Annotated in this window: 19 protein-coding genes; all 19 read left to right on the forward strand. The window is 60.1% G+C overall.

The window, feature by feature from the left end; all coding sequences use genetic code 11:
- The first annotated feature begins 178 nt into the window (after positions 1-178).
- Positions 179-394 carry a DUF1127 domain-containing protein gene (locus tag ACR0NT_RS17265; RefSeq protein ID WP_170440491.1) on the forward strand — a complete coding sequence of 72 codons (216 nt, stop codon included), beginning with the start codon at positions 179-181 and terminating at the stop codon, positions 392-394.
- A gap of 179 nt (positions 395-573) precedes the next feature.
- Positions 574-1,434, forward strand: coding sequence for a hypothetical protein (locus ACR0NT_RS17270; RefSeq protein WP_170440493.1), 861 nt, complete (start codon positions 574-576; stop codon positions 1,432-1,434).
- A 145-nt stretch (positions 1,435-1,579) separates the two neighbouring features.
- A complete protein-coding gene (gene rplO, locus ACR0NT_RS17275) occupies positions 1,580-2,053 on the forward strand; it encodes a 50S ribosomal protein L15 (protein ID WP_170387765.1) in 474 nt (157 codons plus the stop codon).
- Positions 2,054-2,162: 109 nt separating this feature from the next.
- Positions 2,163-3,527 carry a preprotein translocase subunit SecY gene (secY, locus tag ACR0NT_RS17280; protein WP_170440495.1) on the forward strand — a complete coding sequence of 455 codons (1,365 nt, stop codon included), beginning with the start codon at positions 2,163-2,165 and terminating at the stop codon, positions 3,525-3,527.
- Positions 3,524-4,168 (forward strand): adenylate kinase, encoded by a 645-nt coding sequence (locus ACR0NT_RS17285; protein WP_170328763.1) that lies wholly within the window; start codon positions 3,524-3,526, stop codon positions 4,166-4,168. The genes secY and ACR0NT_RS17285 overlap by 4 nt, the downstream gene beginning before the upstream one ends.
- A gap of 201 nt (positions 4,169-4,369) precedes the next feature.
- Positions 4,370-4,738, forward strand: coding sequence for a 30S ribosomal protein S13 (gene rpsM / locus ACR0NT_RS17290; protein ID WP_170377641.1), 369 nt, complete (start codon positions 4,370-4,372; stop codon positions 4,736-4,738).
- Between the two features lie 15 nt (positions 4,739-4,753).
- A complete protein-coding gene (gene rpsK, locus ACR0NT_RS17295) occupies positions 4,754-5,143 on the forward strand; it encodes a 30S ribosomal protein S11 (protein ID WP_008757289.1) in 390 nt (129 codons plus the stop codon).
- 114 nt (positions 5,144-5,257) lie between these two features.
- Positions 5,258-6,274: a DNA-directed RNA polymerase subunit alpha gene (locus tag ACR0NT_RS17300; RefSeq protein ID WP_058276312.1), complete on the forward strand. Its 1,017-nt coding sequence runs from the start codon at positions 5,258-5,260 to the stop codon at positions 6,272-6,274.
- A gap of 117 nt (positions 6,275-6,391) precedes the next feature.
- Positions 6,392-6,811, forward strand: coding sequence for a 50S ribosomal protein L17 (gene rplQ, locus ACR0NT_RS17305; protein ID WP_170334079.1), 420 nt, complete (start codon positions 6,392-6,394; stop codon positions 6,809-6,811).
- A gap of 124 nt (positions 6,812-6,935) precedes the next feature.
- Positions 6,936-7,547: a YitT family protein gene (locus tag ACR0NT_RS17310; RefSeq protein WP_170442897.1), complete on the forward strand. Its 612-nt coding sequence runs from the start codon at positions 6,936-6,938 to the stop codon at positions 7,545-7,547.
- 60 nt (positions 7,548-7,607) lie between these two features.
- Positions 7,608-8,996 (forward strand): trypsin-like peptidase domain-containing protein, encoded by a 1,389-nt coding sequence (locus tag ACR0NT_RS17315; protein WP_170674837.1) that lies wholly within the window; start codon positions 7,608-7,610, stop codon positions 8,994-8,996.
- 1 nt (position 8,997) lies between these two features.
- Positions 8,998-10,311, forward strand: coding sequence for a replication-associated recombination protein A (locus ACR0NT_RS17320; protein ID WP_170674839.1), 1,314 nt, complete (start codon positions 8,998-9,000; stop codon positions 10,309-10,311).
- Between the two features lie 106 nt (positions 10,312-10,417).
- Positions 10,418-11,461 carry an RluA family pseudouridine synthase gene (locus tag ACR0NT_RS17325; RefSeq protein ID WP_170674841.1) on the forward strand — a complete coding sequence of 348 codons (1,044 nt, stop codon included), beginning with the start codon at positions 10,418-10,420 and terminating at the stop codon, positions 11,459-11,461.
- Positions 11,458-12,129 carry an HAD-IA family hydrolase gene (locus ACR0NT_RS17330; protein ID WP_170674843.1) on the forward strand — a complete coding sequence of 224 codons (672 nt, stop codon included), beginning with the start codon at positions 11,458-11,460 and terminating at the stop codon, positions 12,127-12,129. Before ACR0NT_RS17325 ends, ACR0NT_RS17330 begins: the two co-directional genes overlap by 4 nt.
- Positions 12,130-12,133: 4 nt before the next feature.
- A complete protein-coding gene (locus tag ACR0NT_RS17335) occupies positions 12,134-12,841 on the forward strand; it encodes an ATP12 family protein (protein ID WP_170674845.1) in 708 nt (235 codons plus the stop codon).
- Positions 12,842-13,048: 207 nt separating this feature from the next.
- Positions 13,049-14,065, forward strand: a complete 1,017-nt coding sequence (locus ACR0NT_RS17340; protein ID WP_170440508.1) for an amino acid ABC transporter substrate-binding protein — start codon at positions 13,049-13,051, stop codon at positions 14,063-14,065.
- A 127-nt stretch (positions 14,066-14,192) separates the two neighbouring features.
- The gene (locus tag ACR0NT_RS17345) at positions 14,193-15,461 is read left to right on the forward strand and encodes an ABC transporter permease subunit (RefSeq protein WP_170674847.1); all 1,269 of its coding nucleotides are present in this window, start codon (positions 14,193-14,195) and stop codon (positions 15,459-15,461) included.
- Position 15,462: 1 nt separating this feature from the next.
- Positions 15,463-16,767 carry an amino acid ABC transporter permease gene (locus ACR0NT_RS17350; RefSeq protein ID WP_170440512.1) on the forward strand — a complete coding sequence of 435 codons (1,305 nt, stop codon included), beginning with the start codon at positions 15,463-15,465 and terminating at the stop codon, positions 16,765-16,767.
- A gap of 12 nt (positions 16,768-16,779) precedes the next feature.
- Complete coding sequence (locus ACR0NT_RS17355; RefSeq protein ID WP_421596689.1) at positions 16,780-17,571, forward strand: amino acid ABC transporter ATP-binding protein; 792 nt, start codon at positions 16,780-16,782, stop codon at positions 17,569-17,571.
- The last annotated feature ends 18 nt before the right edge of the window (positions 17,572-17,589 follow it).

A 17,589-nucleotide genomic window follows, 5' to 3' on the forward strand; every position in this document is an offset into this window, starting at 1 on the left:
ACCTAAATCGCATGTGGTGCCGAGTGATCAGATTGCTGCGCCATTCCCCCAACGCATAACGGCTAGACCGAAACTTCGGTTGTTAGCGCTATGCGCCCAGCCTATCTGAACGCTGTCCCAAACAGGAACAGAACAAAGTCATCGGGGAATACGCCCCGATCAGAAAAGGAATTCAGATATGGCTTACACAGCAACAACCACGCATGGCGGCATCAACCTGATCGCACGCGTCGCAGAATTTGCCGCAAAGGTGAAACAGGCCTATGCCCTGCGCGCGATGTACAACCGGACCTATTCGGAACTGCAGGGTCTGACCGACCGTGAGCTGAACGACATCGGCGTACGCCGTTGCGATATCAAGGATATCGCGCATGATCACGTTTACTGCGCCTAAGCGCATTCCCTGATGCAGTCAGCCCGAGGCGCCAATTGGCGCCTCTTTTGGTTTCAGGGTCCATCCCGCCACAGGCAGCATATATTTGGGCGACAAGCATTGCGACGGTGCCTCTATTGAGTCACATGCGGATTGGGCGGCTGTTTGAAGTCGCGACAACTGTGTGGAAAGACGTATTTATGGCGCGCGAATATCAGATCGGAATGCTGTGGGTCGATGGACCGCTGAGCTTTCTCGAGCAGTTATGCATCAAGTCCTATCTGGATGCCGGGCAACATGTACGTCTGTACACTTATGGAACCGTGACAGGTATCCCTGAAGGCGTAGAGCAGCGCGATGCACGCGAGGTTCTGCCCGATTCCGAATTCATCACCCATGGCAGAACCGGAAGCCCCGCGCCGCACTCGGACAAGTTCCGGTACCGGATGCTGGCGCAGGAGCCTGACTTGATCTGGGCGGATACGGATGCCTATTGCCTCAAGCCGTTCACAACCGAAAACGGACATTACTACAGCTATCTCGAGGGCGAGGTGGCCATCGGCGTGCTTGCCCTGCCTCAGGATAGCGACACGCTGGGCAAGTTGATCGACTATACCAACGATCCGTATCTTATCCCGCCCTGGCTGCCCCCTCGGCGTCGCAAGCCGCTGGAAGAGGCGCTGGAGAACGGAGAGCCCGTGAACGTGCCCGAAGCGCTTTGGGGCGTTTGGGGTCCGAACGCATTTACCTGGGCATTGAAGCAAACGGGCGAGATAAAATATGCGTTGCCAGAGCATGTGTTCTACCCGCTCAACTACACGCGCCGGCGGGCTTTGGCCCGGCCCGGGGCCGAAATCGACCATTTTTTCAAGGACGACACGGTTTCCATCCATCTTTATGGCCGACGGATGCGGGCGATCATGCGGGACAAATATGACGGCCAGCCCGATCCTGACAGCCTGATCGGACGGCTGGTCGAAAAACACGGCATCGATCCACTTGCCGCGCCTGTTGCCAAACAGGTTGCGGATGAAGCCGAGGCACCGCAGTCCGACGGCTGATCCTGCGCCGATCCACGGGCTTGCCAAGCGGGGGCAACGGGCCTATACGCCTCCGGTGGGTTTATGCCCATGAGAATCAAAACCAAGAAATGCCGTGTTTGGCCCATCACGCTTCGGGGGTCACATCCGGCTTAGGAGAAGCGAAATGAAACTGAACGAACTGCGCGACAATCCCGGCGCCAACCCGAAACGCACCCGCGTTGGTCGTGGTCCCGGCTCGGGCAAAGGTAAAATGGGTGGCCGTGGTATCAAAGGCCAGAAATCCCGTTCGGGTGTGGCCATCAATGGCTATGAAGGCGGCCAGATGCCGCTGTACCAGCGCCTGCCCAAGCGTGGCTTCAACAAGCCGAACCGCAAGGAATTCGCCGTTATCAACCTGGGCCTGATCCAGAAATTCGTCGACGCCGGCAAACTGGACGCCAAAGCTGCGATTACCGAGGACGCACTGGTTGCATCCGGTCTGGTCCGCCGCAAGCTGGACGGTATCCGCGTTCTGGCCAAAGGCGAAATCAGCGCCAAAGTGAACCTGGAAGTGACCGGTGCTTCGAAAGCTGCTGTTGAGGCAGTCGAAAAAGCGGGCGGTTCGCTGACGGTCACAAAAGCCGCTGCGGCAGAGTAAGCGCTTGTGAGCGGGCCAAGACCCGCTTACATAGACCTCAGAGTTTTCCAAGACGCCGCCCGAGCCGGAAAACGGTTCCGGGCGGTGTTTTCATAAGAGAGACCGATTTATGGTATCAGCAGCAGAACAAATGGCAGCCAACACAAGCTGGGCTGCTTTGGGCAAAGCCACCGATCTGCGCAACCGCATCCTGTTCACACTGGGTTTGCTGATCGTCTATCGTCTGGGCACCTTCATTCCGGTGCCGGGGATCGACGGGCAGGCGCTGCGCGAGTTCATGGAGCAGGCGGGGCAGGGCATCGGCGGCATGGTTTCGATGTTCACCGGCGGGGCGCTGGGGCGGATGGGTATCTTTGCCCTCGGCATCATGCCCTATATCTCGGCCTCGATCATCGTGCAGCTGCTGACCTCGATGGTTCCCGCGCTCGAACAGCTCAAGAAAGAGGGCGAGCAGGGCCGCAAGAAAATCAACCAATACACCCGTTTCGGCACCGTGGCACTGGCCACCGTTCAGGCCTATGGTCTGGCCGTTTCGCTGGAATCGGGCGATCTGGCGACCGATCCGGGCATGTTCTTCCGCATGTCCACCATGATCACTCTGGTCGGCGGCACCATGTTCCTGATGTGGCTGGGCGAGCAGATCACCGCACGCGGCATCGGCAACGGTATTTCCCTGATCATCTTCGTCGGCATCATCGCCGAGGTTCCGGCCGCGCTGGCGCAGTTCTTCGCCTCTGGCCGCTCGGGCGCGATCAGCCCCGCCGTGATCATCGGTGTGATCGTGATGGTGATCGCCGTGATTACCTTTGTGGTGTTCATGGAACGCGCGCTGCGTAAGATTCACATCCAATACCCGCGCCGTCAGGCCGGTATGAAAATCTATGAGGGCGGCTCCAGCCACCTGCCGGTCAAAGTGAACCCGGCGGGCGTGATTCCGGCGATCTTTGCCAGCTCGCTGCTGTTGCTGCCGGTGACGATCTCGACCTTTTCGTCGGGTGCCACCAGCGGGCCGATCATGTCCTGGCTGCTGGCCAACTTTGGTCCCGGACAGCCGCTGTACCTGCTGTTCTTCGCGGCCATGATCGTGTTCTTCGCCTATTTCTACACGTTCAACGTGTCGTTCAAACCGGACGATGTGGCGGACAACCTGAAAAAGCAGAACGGTTTTGTGCCGGGGATCCGTCCGGGCAAGAAAACCGCTGAATATCTGGAATACGTGGTCAACCGTGTGCTGGTTCTGGGCTCGGCCTATCTGGCGGCTGTCTGTCTTCTGCCTGAGATTCTGCGGAACCAGTTTGCCATCCCGTTCTATTTCGGCGGCACTTCGGTTCTGATTATCGTTTCTGTGACCATGGATACGATCCAACAGGTTCAGAGCCACCTGCTGGCGCATCAATACGAAGGGCTGATTGAAAAGTCCCAACTGCGGGGCAAAGGTAAGAAACGCAGCAGGAAGGGACCCGCTCGTCGATGAACATCATTCTTCTTGGGCCCCCGGGGGCCGGTAAAGGGACGCAGGCGCGTCACCTGGTCGAAACACGGGGCATGGTTCAGCTGAGCACCGGCGACATGCTGCGCGAGGCCAAGACCTCGGGCACCGAGATGGGCCAGAAGGTTGCGGCGATCATGGACGCGGGCAAGCTGGTCACCGATGAGATCGTGATCGGCCTGATCGAAGAGAAGCTGACCACTGAAACCGGCGCCGGCTTCATCTTTGACGGCTTTCCGCGGACGCTGGCGCAGGCCGACGCGCTGGCCGCGTTGCTGGCCAAGCTGGGTCAGTCGCTGCACACCGTGATCGAAATGCGCGTTGACGACGAAGCGCTGGTTCAGCGGATCACCGCGCGTTCGACCTGTGGTGGCTGCGGTGAGGTCTATAACGACATCACCAAGCCGATCCCCGCCGATGGCAAGTGCACCAATTGCGGCAAGGAAAATGACTTCCAGCGTCGTGCGGATGACAACGAAGACAGCCTGCGCACGCGCTTGATGGAGTACTACAAAAAGACCTCGCCGCTGATTGGGTATTACTATGCCAAAGGCGATCTTCGCCCGGTCAATGGCCTGGCCGAGATCAAGGAAGTCACCGCCTCGATCGAGGCGATTCTGGGCTGACTTCAGGTTGGGGCTTGACGGCCCCACCAAAACCCCATATCGACCCCCATCCCCTTGGGGAATCAAGACCGCAGGCGGGATTCGTCCCAACTGCCCCGACCACCTCGAATAATGCTGAACCCACTGGCGGCACTGCCAAGGTTAAGCGTTGTGAAAAAAGGTTCTGGAGTTACGGAACCGCAACGAAAAGGAAAGTGACACGTGGCACGTATTGCCGGCGTAAACATCCCGACTGCAAAGCGGGTACCTATCGCCCTCACATATATCACCGGTATCGGAAACACCTCGGCCAAAGCGATCTGCGAAGCCGTGGGTATTGAAGCGACCCGTCGCGTCAACGAACTGTCGGATGCCGAAGTTCTGAAGATCCGCGAATTTATCGACGAAAACTTCACCGTTGAAGGTGACCTGCGTCGTGAAGTTCAGATGAACGTCAAGCGCCTGATGGATCTGGGCTGCTACCGCGGTCTGCGTCACCGCCGCAACCTGCCGGTTCGCGGTCAGCGCACCCACACCAACGCTCGTACCCGCAAAGGCCCCGCAAAGGCCATCGCTGGTAAGAAGAAATAAGGGAGGGTCTGACTGATGGCACGTGATAAGACTCGCGTTAAGCGCAAAGAGCGTAAGAACATCGCATCGGGCGTTGCCCATGTGAACTCGACCTTCAACAACACCAAGATCCTGATCTCGGACGTACAGGGCAACGCCATCTCGTGGTCGTCTGCCGGTACCATGGGCTTCAAGGGTTCGCGGAAATCGACACCCTACGCCGCTCAGATGGCTGCAGAAGACGCAGGCAAGAAGGCGCAGGAACATGGCGTCAAGACGCTGGAAGTCGAAGTTCAGGGCCCCGGTTCGGGTCGTGAATCGGCTCTGCGTGCGCTGGCTGCCGTGGGCTTCAACATCACGTCGATCCGCGACGTGACACCGATTGCTCACAATGGCTGCCGTCCGCCGAAGCGTCGTCGCGTCTAAGCGATTTTGAATTGAGCTGGGGCTGTGTTTTTGCACGGCCCCAGCACGTCATTTTGAACCTCGGGCGTCTGCACCTTGTTGGTCATGGGGCGCGGACAGGAATGGAGGGATTACATGATCCATAAGAATTGGGCAGAATTGATCAAGCCGACCCAGCTGGAAGGCAAGCCGGGCAACGATCCCGCACGTCAGGCGACCCTGGTTGCCGAACCGCTGGAACGTGGCTTTGGTCTGACCCTGGGCAACGCTCTGCGCCGCGTTCTGATGAGCTCGCTGCAAGGTGCGGCCATCACCAGCGTCCAGATCGACAACGTCCTGCACGAGTTCTCGTCGGTCGCAGGTGTGCGTGAAGACGTTACCGACATCATCCTGAACCTCAAGCAGGTTGCCCTGCGCATGGAAGTCGAAGGCCCCAAGCGTCTGTCGATCAATGCCAAAGGCCCCGCAGTTGTCACCGCTGGCGACATCAGCGAAAGCGCCGGCATCGAGGTTCTGAACCGCGATCACGTCATCTGTCACCTGGACGATGGCGCCGACCTGTTCATGGAACTGACCGTCAACACCGGCAAAGGTTACGTCTCGGCTGAGAAGAACAAGCCGGAAGACGCACCTATCGGCCTGATCCCGATCGACGCGATCTATTCGCCGGTAAAGAAGGTTGCGTATGACGTTCAGCCGACCCGTGAAGGACAGGTTCTGGACTATGACAAGCTGACCCTGAAGATCGAAACCGATGGTTCGATCACGCCGGAAGACGCGCTGGCCTTTGCCGCACGCATTCTGCAGGATCAGCTGTCGATCTTCGTCAACTTCGACGAGCCGGAATCGGCGGGCCGCCAGGACGAAGACGATGGTCTGGAGTTCAACCCGCTGCTGCTGAAGAAAGTGGACGAGCTGGAACTGTCGGTCCGTTCGGCAAACTGCCTGAAGAACGACAACATCGTCTATATCGGCGACCTGATCCAGAAGACCGAAGCCGAGATGCTGCGCACCCCGAACTTCGGCCGCAAGTCGCTGAACGAGATCAAAGAAGTGCTGTCCGGCATGGGTCTGCACCTCGGCATGGATGTCGAGGACTGGCCGCCCGACAACATCGAAGATCTGGCGAAGAAATTCGAAGACGCGTTCTAAGCGCGTCTTCCTCAATGCCCGGGCTGCCGGGGACTGTATGGGCACTTCCGCCCCAAGGAGAGCCGGTGACACGCATCGCCGGCCAGACAAAGCAAAACGCGAAAGAAGGAACTGAAAATGCGTCACGCACGTGGTTACCGCCGCCTGAACCGTACTCATGAGCACCGCAAGGCGCTGTTTGCGAACATGGCTGGCTCGCTCATCGAGCATGAGCAAATCAAAACGACCCTGCCCAAGGCAAAAGAACTGCGCCCGATCATCGAAAAGCTGGTCACTCTGGGCAAGCGCGGCGACCTGCACGCCCGCCGTCAGGCCGCAGCACAGCTGAAAGAAGACAAAGACGTCGCAAAGCTGTTCGAAGTTCTGGGCCCCCGCTACGCTGAGCGTCAGGGCGGTTATGTCCGCATCCTGAAAGCTGGCTTCCGCTATGGCGACATGGCACCGATGGCGATCATCGAATTCGTTGATCGTGACGTCGACGCCAAAGGCGCGGCCGACAAAGCCCGCGTTGCTGCGGAAGAAGCTGCAGAAGAATAATTGATCAGGGATACCTGTTCATAGACCCCCGCTCGGTTGAGCGGGGGTTTTTCTTTGCCGACTGTTCAAGGTATGGGACGGCAATGATCTAATGAAGCTCCCGGAGATCCCATTGACCATCCGCATGTCCGTTTTTGATGTTCAGGGCCTTGCCTTCGGCATCGTCATGACAAGCTTGAGTGTCGTATTTCTGAAAGCCGCCGGACTGGTGACGGGGCAAACCGCAGGAATCGCTCTGCTGCTGTCCTATGTGTTGCCGCTTGGATTCGGCCCGCTGTTTTTTCTGATCGGAATTCCGTTTCTGATTTTGGCATGGGTCAAACGCGGGCCGGTCTTTGCCATTCGTACAATTGTCGTTGTGGTCGGGATTTCGGTTTTGTCCCAGTTCCTTGGCAATATTGTGGTGTTCGAGCGGCTGGACCCGCTGGCCGCCGCGGTTCTGGGCGGAGCCTGCAGCGGAATGGGGTTGATCGCCATCTTCCGCCACAATGCCTCGGCCGGAGGGATGACCATTCTCGGTATTATTCTGGAACATAAAACCGGGTTCAAAGCGGGTTGGTTTCAGCTGTCCGTCGATGCCACGGTCTTTCTCGCCTCGGCCTTTGTGCTCAGCCCTGCGCAATTGTTCTACTCGTTTCTTGGCGCCTTGATCACCAATATGGCAATTGTCTGGAATTTCGACGTCGCCCAGAGCCGAACGGGGCGCCCCGGGTATGGGCGGCCAGCAAACGAATAGCGATCTTGCAAACGGTGTTGCTTGCGGACATATCAATCCTTGAACGTATAAGAGGGTCTCATGTTCCGCACGCTTTTGCTTTGTCTGCCGCTTGCACTCCTGAACGCGCCGGTGATGGCCCAAACGAAAGTACCGCAATCGCAGGCCGAGATTTCGATTGGCTTTGCGCCGGTGGTCAAGCAGGCCTCTCCGGCGGTGGTCAACATCTATGCCAAGATCGTGCGGCAGGGGCGGGCGAATCCGTTTTTCTCGGACCCGTTCTTTCAGGACTTCTTTGGCCGTGGGTTCGATGAGCCCCGCCCGCGGGTGCAGAACTCTCTGGGGTCGGGCGTGATCCTGTCGGAAGATGGTTTCGTGGTATCGAACTATCATGTGGTGGGTACGGCCACCGAAATCCGGGTCGTGACCACGGACCGGCGCGAGTTTTCGGCGCAGGTGGTTCTGGGCGACAAGGAAAGTGACATCGCCATCCTGCGGCTGAAAGAAGCCGAGGACCTGCCCTACCTGCAGATGCGGGACTCGGACCAGGTCGAGGTAGGTGAGCTGGCGCTGGCCATCGGCAATCCGTTCGGCGTGGGGCAGACAGTGTCGTCGGGCATCATCTCGGGGCTGGCGCGGACCGGGGCGGCCACCGGCAATGCGCGGGGCTATTTCATTCAGACGGATGCGGCGATCAACCCAGGGAATTCCGGCGGAGCGCTGATTGATGTGAATGGCGATCTGATCGGGATCAATACCGCGATTCTGACCCGCTCGGGCGGCTCGAACGGCATCGGCTTTGCTATCCCCGCCAATCTGGTGGCCGAATTCCTGCGGCAGGCGCAGGGCGGCAATGACAGTTTCATTAGCCCCTGGGCTGGAATGGCGGGCCAGCACATGAGCGCGGATATCGCCGAGTCTCTGGGTCTGGTGATCCCCCTGGGCGTGGTGATTTCCGACCTGCACCCCCTGAGCCCCTTGGCCGAGGCCGGATTGCGTGTGGGCGACGTGGTGACCCATGTGGACGGGGATGAGGTGAACTCACCCGCCGAGATGAAGTTCCGCATGGCGGTTGCCGGTGTGGGTGGCACATCCACGGTAACCCGGCTGCGCGGGGAAGAACGCGCCGAGGTGAAAATCGCGCTGATCAAAGCGCCCGACACCCCGGCGGCCGAGGAAACCACACTGGATGACCAGACCGTGATGCCGGGCCTGACGGTCTCGCGCGTCAACCCGGCGGTGATCGCCAAGATGGGGCTTGTGCTGTCTCAGACTGGTGTCGTTGTGATGGATGCCGGCCCCTATGGTGGCCGATCCGGGCTACGTGCGGGTGATGTGGTCAACAGCATCAATGGCACGCGGGTTGAAACTCCCGGCGACGTGGTCGATGCGCTGACCGACCCGGGGCGCCGGATCAATCTGGATGTTCTCAGAGGGGGCCGTTCGATCTCGCTTCGGTTCCGGTTGTGACGTGAGCGATCTGTTCGATACCGGGGCTGCCCAGCCCGCACCGCCCGCGCACCGCCCGCTGGCCGACCGGCTGCGCCCGCAGACACTGGCCGAGGTGATCGGGCAGGAGCAGGTGTTGGGCCCGGACGCGCCGCTTGGGGTTATGCTGGCCTCTGGCAGCCTGTCCAGTCTGGTGTTCTGGGGGCCTCCGGGTGTCGGCAAGACAACCATCGCGCGGCTTCTGGCGCAGGAGACCGATCTGCATTTTGTTCAGATCAGCGCGATTTTCACCGGTGTGCCTGACCTGAAAAAGGTGTTCGAGGCTGCGAAAATCCGTCGCCAGAATGGGCAGGGCACGCTGTTATTCGTGGATGAGATCCACCGGTTCAACAAAGCCCAGCAGGACGGATTCCTGCCCCATATGGAGGACGGCACCATCCTGCTGGTCGGGGCCACGACCGAGAATCCGTCCTTCGAGCTGAACGCCGCTGTGCTTAGCCGGGCGCAGGTGTTGGTGCTGGAACGCCTCAGCCTTGCCGATCTGGAACGCCTGACCCAACGGGCCGAGAAAGAGCTGGATCGCGCGCTGCCCCTGACCGGACCTGCACGTGAGGCGTTGCAGGAAATGGCCGATGGCGATGGCCGGGCGCTGTTGAACCTGATCGAACAGATCGCGGCGTGGAAAGTTGATGCGCCGCTGGACCCCGATGCGCTGTCGACGCGGCTGATGCGCCGGGCGGCGAAATACGACAAATCCGGCGATGAGCATTACAATTTGATCTCGGCCCTGCATAAATCGGTGCGCGGGTCGGACCCGGATGCGGCGCTTTACTGGTTCGCGCGGATGCTGACGGGGGGCGAGGACCCGCGCTTTCTGGCGCGGCGGATCACCCGCATGGCGGTTGAGGATATCGGTCTGGCCGATCCGCAGGCGCAGGCAATCTGCCTGCAATCGTGGCAGACCTATGAACGGCTGGGCAGCCCCGAGGGCGAGCTGGCACTGGCGCAAGCGCTGGTCTATCTGGCGCTGGCTCCGAAATCGAACGGCGCTTACGTGGGCTACAAGGCGGCGATGCGGCTGGCCAAGCAATCCGGTAGCGAGCCACCGCCCAAGCATATCCTGAACGCCCCGACCTCGCTGATGAAGGATCAGGGCTATGGCGCGGGCTATGCCTATGACCATGACGCCGAGGACGGGTTTTCGGGCCAGAATTACTTCCCCGACGGAATGGAGCGGCCCGAGCTGTATCAGCCGGTTGAGCGCGGGTTTGAGCGCGAGCTGAAAAAGCGGCTGGATTACTTTGCCAAACTGCGGGCGCAGCGGAACAAGGGCTAGCGCTGGCTTGACTCTTTCCGTGCGGCACGCCACAGACGCGCATGTTTTCTAAGGCACCTAAGGGCACACAATCCGCGCGGAACCGCCGCGTGAAGGGGATATCGGCATGAGTGGCGTACAAATGATCACCGTGGCAGAAGGGGATGGCGACCAGCGGATTGATCGCTGGCTGCGCCGCCTGTTCCCGCATGTCAGTCAGGGCCGCATCGAAAAGATGTGCCGCAAGGGTGAACTGCGCGTCGAAGGCGGCCGGGTGAAGGCTTCGACCCGGCTTGAGGTCGGGCAGGTCGTGCGCGTGCCGCCTCTGCCCGATGCTGATCACAAGCCCGCCGAGGTCAAGCGGCGCATCTCGGATGCCGATACCAAGATGATCCAGTCCTGCGTGATCTATCGCGACGACCACGTGCTGGCCTTGAACAAGCCCCACGGGTTGCCGGTGCAGGGCGGCAGCGGCCAGACCCGCCACGTGGACAGCCTGTCCGAGGCATTGCGCTTTGGCTATGACGAGAACCCCCGCCTGGTGCACCGGCTGGACAAGGACACCTCGGGCGTTCTGTTGCTGGCCCGCACGCGCGAGGCCGCCAAGGGGCTGACGGCGGCGTTCCGGCATCGTGATACGCGCAAAATTTACTGGGCTTTGGTGGCCGGGGTGCCGACCCCCTATCTGGGTGAGATCAAGACCGGCCTCGTCAAGGCTTCGGGTCATGGTCAGCAGGGCGAGGGCGAAAAGATGATCCCCGTCCACCTGAACGAAATCAACGACACGCCGGGCGCGAAACGGGCGCATACGCTTTATGCGACGCTGTATCGGGTGGCTGGCCGCGCGGCCTGGGTGGCGATGGAGCCGATCACCGGCCGCACCCACCAGTTGCGGGCGCATATGGCGGCAATTGGGCACCCGATCATTGGTGACGGCAAATACGGCGGTTCGGGGCAGGAAAACCTCGGCGATGGCTGGGGTGCGCAGCTGGGCGGAATCATCAGCAAAAAGCTGCATCTGCACGCCCGGCAGGCGACGTTCCAGCACCCGATGACGCGTAAGACCATCACCGTCACCGCGCCGCTGCCGGATCACATGAAGCACAGTTGGGACACCTTCGGCTGGGCCGAGGACCTGGCCGCAGACGACCCGTTCGAGGAACTGCAATGAGCGCACCGCTGCGTCTGGTGCTGTTCGATGTGGACGGCACGCTGGTCGACAGTCAGGGCAGTATCGTTTCGGCGATGACCGCCTGCTTTGACGCTCAATCCCTGCCGGTGCCGGACCGCGATGCGATCCTGTCCATCGTGGGGCTGTCTCTGCCCAACGCCATGGCGCAGCTGGCGCCCCAGCATTCCGACAGCGTGCAGCATCGCTTGGTCGAAGGGTACAAGGAAGCCTATCACGCGCAACGGCTGGAGCAGGGTGCGGCAAGCTCTCCGCTGTATCCGGGCGCGCGCGCCGCCATCGAAGCCCTGCACGCGGTGCCCGAGGTTCTGCTGGGCGTGGCCACCGGGAAATCGCAGCGCGGTCTGGACGCGCTGATCGAAGCGCACGGGTTGGAGCGTTACTTTGTGACCCGTCAGGTGGCGGATCACCACCCCTCCAAGCCGCACCCGTCGATGATCGACACGGCGCGCAATGAAACCGGGGTAGAGGCGGCCCATACGGTGATGATCGGTGACACTCGGTTCGACATGGACATGGCCCGCGCCGCCGGGGTGGCGGGCATCGGCGTGACCTGGGGTTATCATGACCGATCCGCCTTGAACGGCGCCACCTGCATTATTGAAACTTTTGACCAGTTGCCCCGCGCGCTGGACGATATCTGGACCTGACATCATGAGCGACTGGAAACCCAAGCGATTTTGGACCGCAAGCGCGGTGGTCGAAGCCGAAGGTGGCTATACCGTCGAGCTGGATGGCCGCCGTGTGAAAACCCCGGCCAAGGCCGCTTTGGTTTTGCCGACCCGCGCCATGGCCGATGAGGTTGCCGCGGAATGGGACGCTCAGGAGAAGGTGATCGACCCGACGGTGATGCCGTTCACCCGGTCGGCGAATGCCGCCATCGACAAGGTCTGCCATCAACACGCCGAGGTTGCAGACATGCTGGCCGATTACGGCGATTCGGATCTGCTGTGTTACCGCGCGGTTCACCCGCAGGAGTTGCAGCAGCGTCAGGCCGAACACTGGGACCCGGTGCTGGATTGGGCCGCCGAAACGCTGTCGGCGCGGCTATTGCCTGTGGCCGGTGTGCTACACCAACCGCAGCCGGAGGCGGCGCTGAAAACGCTCAGGCAGCGTGTGCATGGGCTGAGCGACTTTCAACTTGCAGCCTTTCACGATCTGGTCAGCCTTTCGGGCTCTCTCATCCTTGGATTTGCAGCGGCGCAAAACCGGGGCGATGCCGAAGAAATCTGGCAGATTTCAAGGCTGGATGAGCAATGGCAGATCGACCAATGGGGCCATGATGATGAGGCCCACGCCGTTGCCGAGACCAAGAAAGCGGCCTTTTTGCACGCCAAACGGTTCTTTGACCTCTCGATTTGATCCCTCAGGGCCTGATTTTCGAACGATGGGCGAGTCATCTCTGGATTGACCCATCGTTTTCCCTGATCGAACCCTTGACGTTTGTTTATGAATGCGCCCAAACTCGTGGCCACTAAAGGGGAGACACCTTTGGGAAACCTTTCTGGTGCCAGAGGTGCCGGACAGAACCGTCCTTTGATCGGGGCGGAAAATCAGGAAGAGGTAAAAATGAAAAAATCCGTAATCTTGGGCGTGGCAACCATCGCCGGCCTGGCTGCTGGTGCAGCGGCAGCGGGGACTGCCGATGATGTCAAGGCGCGCGGCAAGCTGAACTGCGGCGTGGCGACCGGCGTTCCCGGCTTTGCCAGCCCGGATGCCAACGGTGTGTGGCAGGGCTTTGACGTGGCTGTATGCCGCGCAGTTGCAGCCGCTGTTCTGGATGATCCGATGGCTGTTGAATTCATTCCGACCACCGGTAAAACCCGTTTCACCGCGCTGGCTTCGGGCGAGATCGACATGCTGGCCCGTAACACCACCTGGACCTTCAGCCGCGACGTCGACCTGAAGTTCGAATTCGTCGGCATCAACTACTATGATGGTCAGGGTTTCATGGTTCCCAAGGCTCTGGGCGTCAGCTCGGCCAAGGAACTGGACGGCGCCACCGTCTGCATCCAGACCGGCACCACCACCGAGCTCAACCTGGCGGATTTCTTCCGCATCAACAACATGAGCTACGAGCCGGTTCCGATCGAAACCAACGCCGAAGCGCAGCAGCAGTATCTGGCTGGTGCCTGTGACGTCTACACCACCGACGCATCGGGCCTGGCGGCGACTCGCGCCACCTTTGAAAACGCGGGCGACCACGTGATCCTGCCCGAAATCATCTCGAAAGAGCCGCTGGGACCGCTGGTCCGCCACGGCGACCACGAGTGGGGTGATGTTGTACGCTGGACCCTGAACGCACTGATCGCAGCCGAAGAGCTGGGCGTGACCTCGGCAAACATCGACGAGATGTCTGCTGGCACCGACAACCCCGAAGTGAACCGTCTGCTGGGCAGCGAAGGCACTCTGGGTGAGATGCTGGGTCTGGACGCAACCTGGGCACAGCGCGCGATCAAGGCCGGCGGCAACTATGGCGAGGTCTTTGCCAAGAACATCGGTGAGGAAACTCCGATCGGTCTGGCACGCGGTCTGAACGCACAGTGGACCGATGGCGGCCTGCTGTACGCACCGCCGTTCCGCTAAAATCCACGGAAAAGGGCGCAGGGCAACCTGCGCCCTTTTTCAATCAATAAGAAACACGCCCGGAACGTTCTGAGCAGAGACCAACTCTGCCACTGAGAACCGGGATGCACGGGGAAATACTTAGGTCATGACGACACTCACTGACCCGCCGAAGGAGCACTTCCGGCTGTCCATGCTCCTTTACGATACGCGGTATCGATCTGCGACCATTCAGGTCATCGCTTTGATCGGTTTCATGCTTTTGGCAGCCTGGCTGATCAACAACACCATTCAAAACCTGGAAGCGCTGGGTAAAACGGTCGAGTTCGGCTTTTTCGGCGAACCGGCCAGCTATGACATCAACCAGCGCCTGCTGGAATACAACTCGCGCGACAGCCATTTGCGAGCGGCCTTTATCGGGCTGCTGAACACGCTGGTTGTGGCGGTTCTGGGGTGTATTACGGCAACCATCGTCGGCGTCATGGTCGGTGTTCTGCGCCTGTCCAACAACTGGCTGGTCGCCCGGATCATGACCTTCTATGTCGAGATGTTCCGCAACGTGCCGGTGCTGCTGTGGATCGTTCTGGCCATGGCCATTCTGATCGAGGGCCTGCCCGCGCCACGCGCCTTCCGGGGGGAAGACCCCGAGGCGACGATGAAACTGTTCGAATCCGTCGCAGTGACCAACCGCGGGGTCTATATCCCCGAGTTCCTGTTCTCGCGCGGATTGGGTGACATCCACCTGTTCGGCACATCGAGCCTGCGCTTTGACGTCTCGCTGGATCTGATCGCGTTCCTGATCGTGTTCGGCGGCAGTATCTTTGCCATGCGCAAGGTGACGGCCTGGGCCAACGCCACGCAGGAAAAGTCGGGTGACCGTCCGACCATCTGGTACATCCAGCTGGGTTTGTTCTTTGTGCCGTCGGCGATCCTGCTGGGCGCGCTGGGCTTCCACCTGGGCTACCCCGAGCTGAAGGGCTTTAACTTCAGCGGCGGTACTCACCTTCGGAACTCGCTGATCGCGCTGTGGCTGGCCTTGTCGCTGTATACTGCGGCCTTCATCGCCGAGATCGTGCGCGCTGGTATTCTGGCCATCTCCAAGGGTCAGACCGAGGCCGCATCCGCACTGGGCCTGCGCCCGGGCCGGACCATGCGGCTGGTGATCCTGCCGCAGGCGCTGCGGGTGATCATCCCGCCGATGATCTCGAACTATCTGAACCTGACCAAGAACTCGTCGCTGGCGATCGCGGTCGGATATATGGACATCACGGGGACCCTGGGCGGCATCACCATGAACCAGACCGGGCGCGAGCTGGAATGTGTTCTGCTGCTGATGCTGGTCTACCTAGCCATCTCGCTGAGCGTTTCGGCAGTGATGAACTGGTACAACAACCGTGTCAAACTGGTGGAGCGGTAATATGAGTGATGTTTCATTTGTCCGCACGGAAATGTTGCCCGAAAAGGCACCGCCCGCCTCTGAGGTCGGTGTCGTGGGCTGGGTCAGGCACAACCTGTTCTCAAGCTGGCTGAACTCGATCCTGACGCTCGTGTCGCTTTATGCGATCTGGTACGTGCTGGCTGGTGTTTTGCCGTGGATATTCGAATCCGTCTGGAACGCCAACTCGCTGAATGAGTGCCGCGAGATCATGATGGCCACGTGGGGCTCAACCCACGGTCACGCATGTTGGGGTGTCATCAACGACCGCTGGCTGCAGCTGCTGTTCGGCTTCTACCCGAGCCATCTGTACTGGCGTCCGATTCTGGCGTTGCTCCTGCTGCTGGTGGCTCTGGCGCCGGTGCTCTACTCGGACCGCGTTCCGACCAAGCTGCTGATCCTGACAGCGATCTATCCCTTCCTGATGCCATGGCTGATGTGGGGCGGGACCATCTGGGCGCCGATCTCGGCCGCGTTGGGTTTTGTTGTTGGCTGGGGGGTCTATACCGTTGTTGGCAAACAACTCAGCAACCTGTTTGCGTTGATTGCTGGGGTCGCGGCGTCTTTGATCTGGTGGCTGGTCCTGTCCAGCTATTTCACGGACGCGATGGCTTCGATCCTGCCGATCGGCATCGAATATGTGCAAAGCCGCGCCTTTGGTGGGTTCATGCTGGCGATCCTGCTGGGGGTTGTGGCCATTGGCGTCTCGCTGCCCATCGGCATCGTTCTGGCGCTGGGCCGTCAATCCGATCTGCTGATCGTCAAATACCTGTGCGTGGGCTTTATCGAGTTCATCCGCGGTGTGCCGCTGATCACCTTGCTGTTCGTGGCCTCGCTGCTGCTGAACATCTTCATGCCGCCGGGCACCAATTTTGACATCATCCTGCGGGTGATGATCATGATGACCCTGTTCTCGGCCGCCTATATGGCCGAGGTGATCCGGGGTGGTCTGGCAGCCCTGCCGCGCGGCCAGTACGAAGGGGCCGACAGTCTGGGCCTGAACTATTGGCAGGCACAGCGCTTGATCATCATGCCGCAAGCCCTGAAAATCTCAATTCCGGGCATCGTGAGCACATTCATCGGGATCTTCAAGGATACGACACTGGTGTCAATCATCGGGCTGTTCGACGTGATCGGACTGGCATCTGCCATCCGCGCCGACACCGCCTGGAACGGCGTCTACTGGGAACTGTTCGCGTTCATCGCGGCGCTGTTCTTTGTCGTCTGCTTCTCCATGTCCCGTTATTCCATGTATCTGGAGCGCAAGCTTCAGACTGGCCACCGTTAAGGAGTTCAACACATGTCTGAACTTGCAATTGAACGCGAAATCGACCGCTCCAAGATGCAGGTGAGCGACGAGGTCGCCATCGAAATCACCAACATGAACAAGTGGTACGGGTCCTTCCACGTGCTGCGCGACATCAATCTGACCGTCAATCAGGGCGAGCGGATCGTGATCGCGGGGCCGTCGGGGTCGGGCAAGTCCACCCTGATCCGCTGCCTGAACGCGCTGGAAGAACACCAGCAGGGCACTATCGTGGTGGACGGGACCGAGCTGTCGAATGACCTGAAAAACATCGACAAGATCCGGTCCGAGGTTGGCATGGTGTTCCAGCACTTCAACCTGTTCCCGCATCTGACCATACTGGAAAACTGCACGCTGGCCCCGATCTGGGTGCGCAAGACGCCCAAGAAAGAGGCCGAAGAGCGCGCGATGCATTTCCTGGAAAAGGTGAAGATTCCTGATCAGGCACTGAAGTATCCCGGTCAGCTTTCGGGTGGTCAGCAGCAGCGTGTGGCGATTGCGCGAAGCTTGTGCATGATGCCGCGGATCATGTTGTTCGATGAACCGACATCGGCGCTGGACCCCGAGATGATCAAAGAGGTGCTCGACACCATGATCGAGCTGGCCGAGGAAGGCATGACCATGCTGTGTGTGACGCACGAGATGGGCTTTGCCCGTCAGGTCGCCAACCGGGTGATCTTTATGGATGCGGGTCAGATCGTGGAACAGAATGAACCGGAAGAGTTTTTCAACAACCCGCAGAGCGAACGGACCAAGCTGTTCCTGAGCCAGATTCTGGGCCACTAAGCCTAACGAAACAGATCA

The organism is Ruegeria sp. AB10, assembly GCF_056542745.1.

Bases quoted from the DNA above. Each gene is read 5' to 3' on its own strand.
- ACR0NT_RS17265 (WP_170440491.1), top strand. From the start codon at position 179: ATGGCTTACACAGCAACAACCACGCATGGCGGCATCAACCTGATCGCA.
- ACR0NT_RS17270 (WP_170440493.1), top strand. From the start codon at position 574: ATGGCGCGCGAATATCAGATCGGAATGCTGTGGGTCGATGGACCGCTG.
- rplO (WP_170387765.1), top strand. From the start codon at position 1,580: ATGAAACTGAACGAACTGCGCGACAATCCCGGCGCCAACCCGAAACGC.
- secY (WP_170440495.1), top strand. From the start codon at position 2,163: ATGGTATCAGCAGCAGAACAAATGGCAGCCAACACAAGCTGGGCTGCT.
- ACR0NT_RS17285 (WP_170328763.1), top strand. From the start codon at position 3,524: ATGAACATCATTCTTCTTGGGCCCCCGGGGGCCGGTAAAGGGACGCAG.
- rpsK (WP_008757289.1), top strand. From the start codon at position 4,754: ATGGCACGTGATAAGACTCGCGTTAAGCGCAAAGAGCGTAAGAACATC.
- ACR0NT_RS17300 (WP_058276312.1), top strand. From the start codon at position 5,258: ATGATCCATAAGAATTGGGCAGAATTGATCAAGCCGACCCAGCTGGAA.
- rplQ (WP_170334079.1), top strand. From the start codon at position 6,392: ATGCGTCACGCACGTGGTTACCGCCGCCTGAACCGTACTCATGAGCAC.
- ACR0NT_RS17310 (WP_170442897.1), top strand. From the start codon at position 6,936: ATGTCCGTTTTTGATGTTCAGGGCCTTGCCTTCGGCATCGTCATGACA.
- ACR0NT_RS17315 (WP_170674837.1), top strand. From the start codon at position 7,608: ATGTTCCGCACGCTTTTGCTTTGTCTGCCGCTTGCACTCCTGAACGCG.
- ACR0NT_RS17325 (WP_170674841.1), top strand. From the start codon at position 10,418: ATGAGTGGCGTACAAATGATCACCGTGGCAGAAGGGGATGGCGACCAG.
- ACR0NT_RS17330 (WP_170674843.1), top strand. From the start codon at position 11,458: ATGAGCGCACCGCTGCGTCTGGTGCTGTTCGATGTGGACGGCACGCTG.
- ACR0NT_RS17335 (WP_170674845.1), top strand. From the start codon at position 12,134: ATGAGCGACTGGAAACCCAAGCGATTTTGGACCGCAAGCGCGGTGGTC.
- ACR0NT_RS17340 (WP_170440508.1), top strand. From the start codon at position 13,049: ATGAAAAAATCCGTAATCTTGGGCGTGGCAACCATCGCCGGCCTGGCT.
- ACR0NT_RS17345 (WP_170674847.1), top strand. From the start codon at position 14,193: ATGACGACACTCACTGACCCGCCGAAGGAGCACTTCCGGCTGTCCATG.
- ACR0NT_RS17350 (WP_170440512.1), top strand. From the start codon at position 15,463: ATGAGTGATGTTTCATTTGTCCGCACGGAAATGTTGCCCGAAAAGGCA.
- ACR0NT_RS17355 (WP_421596689.1), top strand. From the start codon at position 16,780: ATGTCTGAACTTGCAATTGAACGCGAAATCGACCGCTCCAAGATGCAG.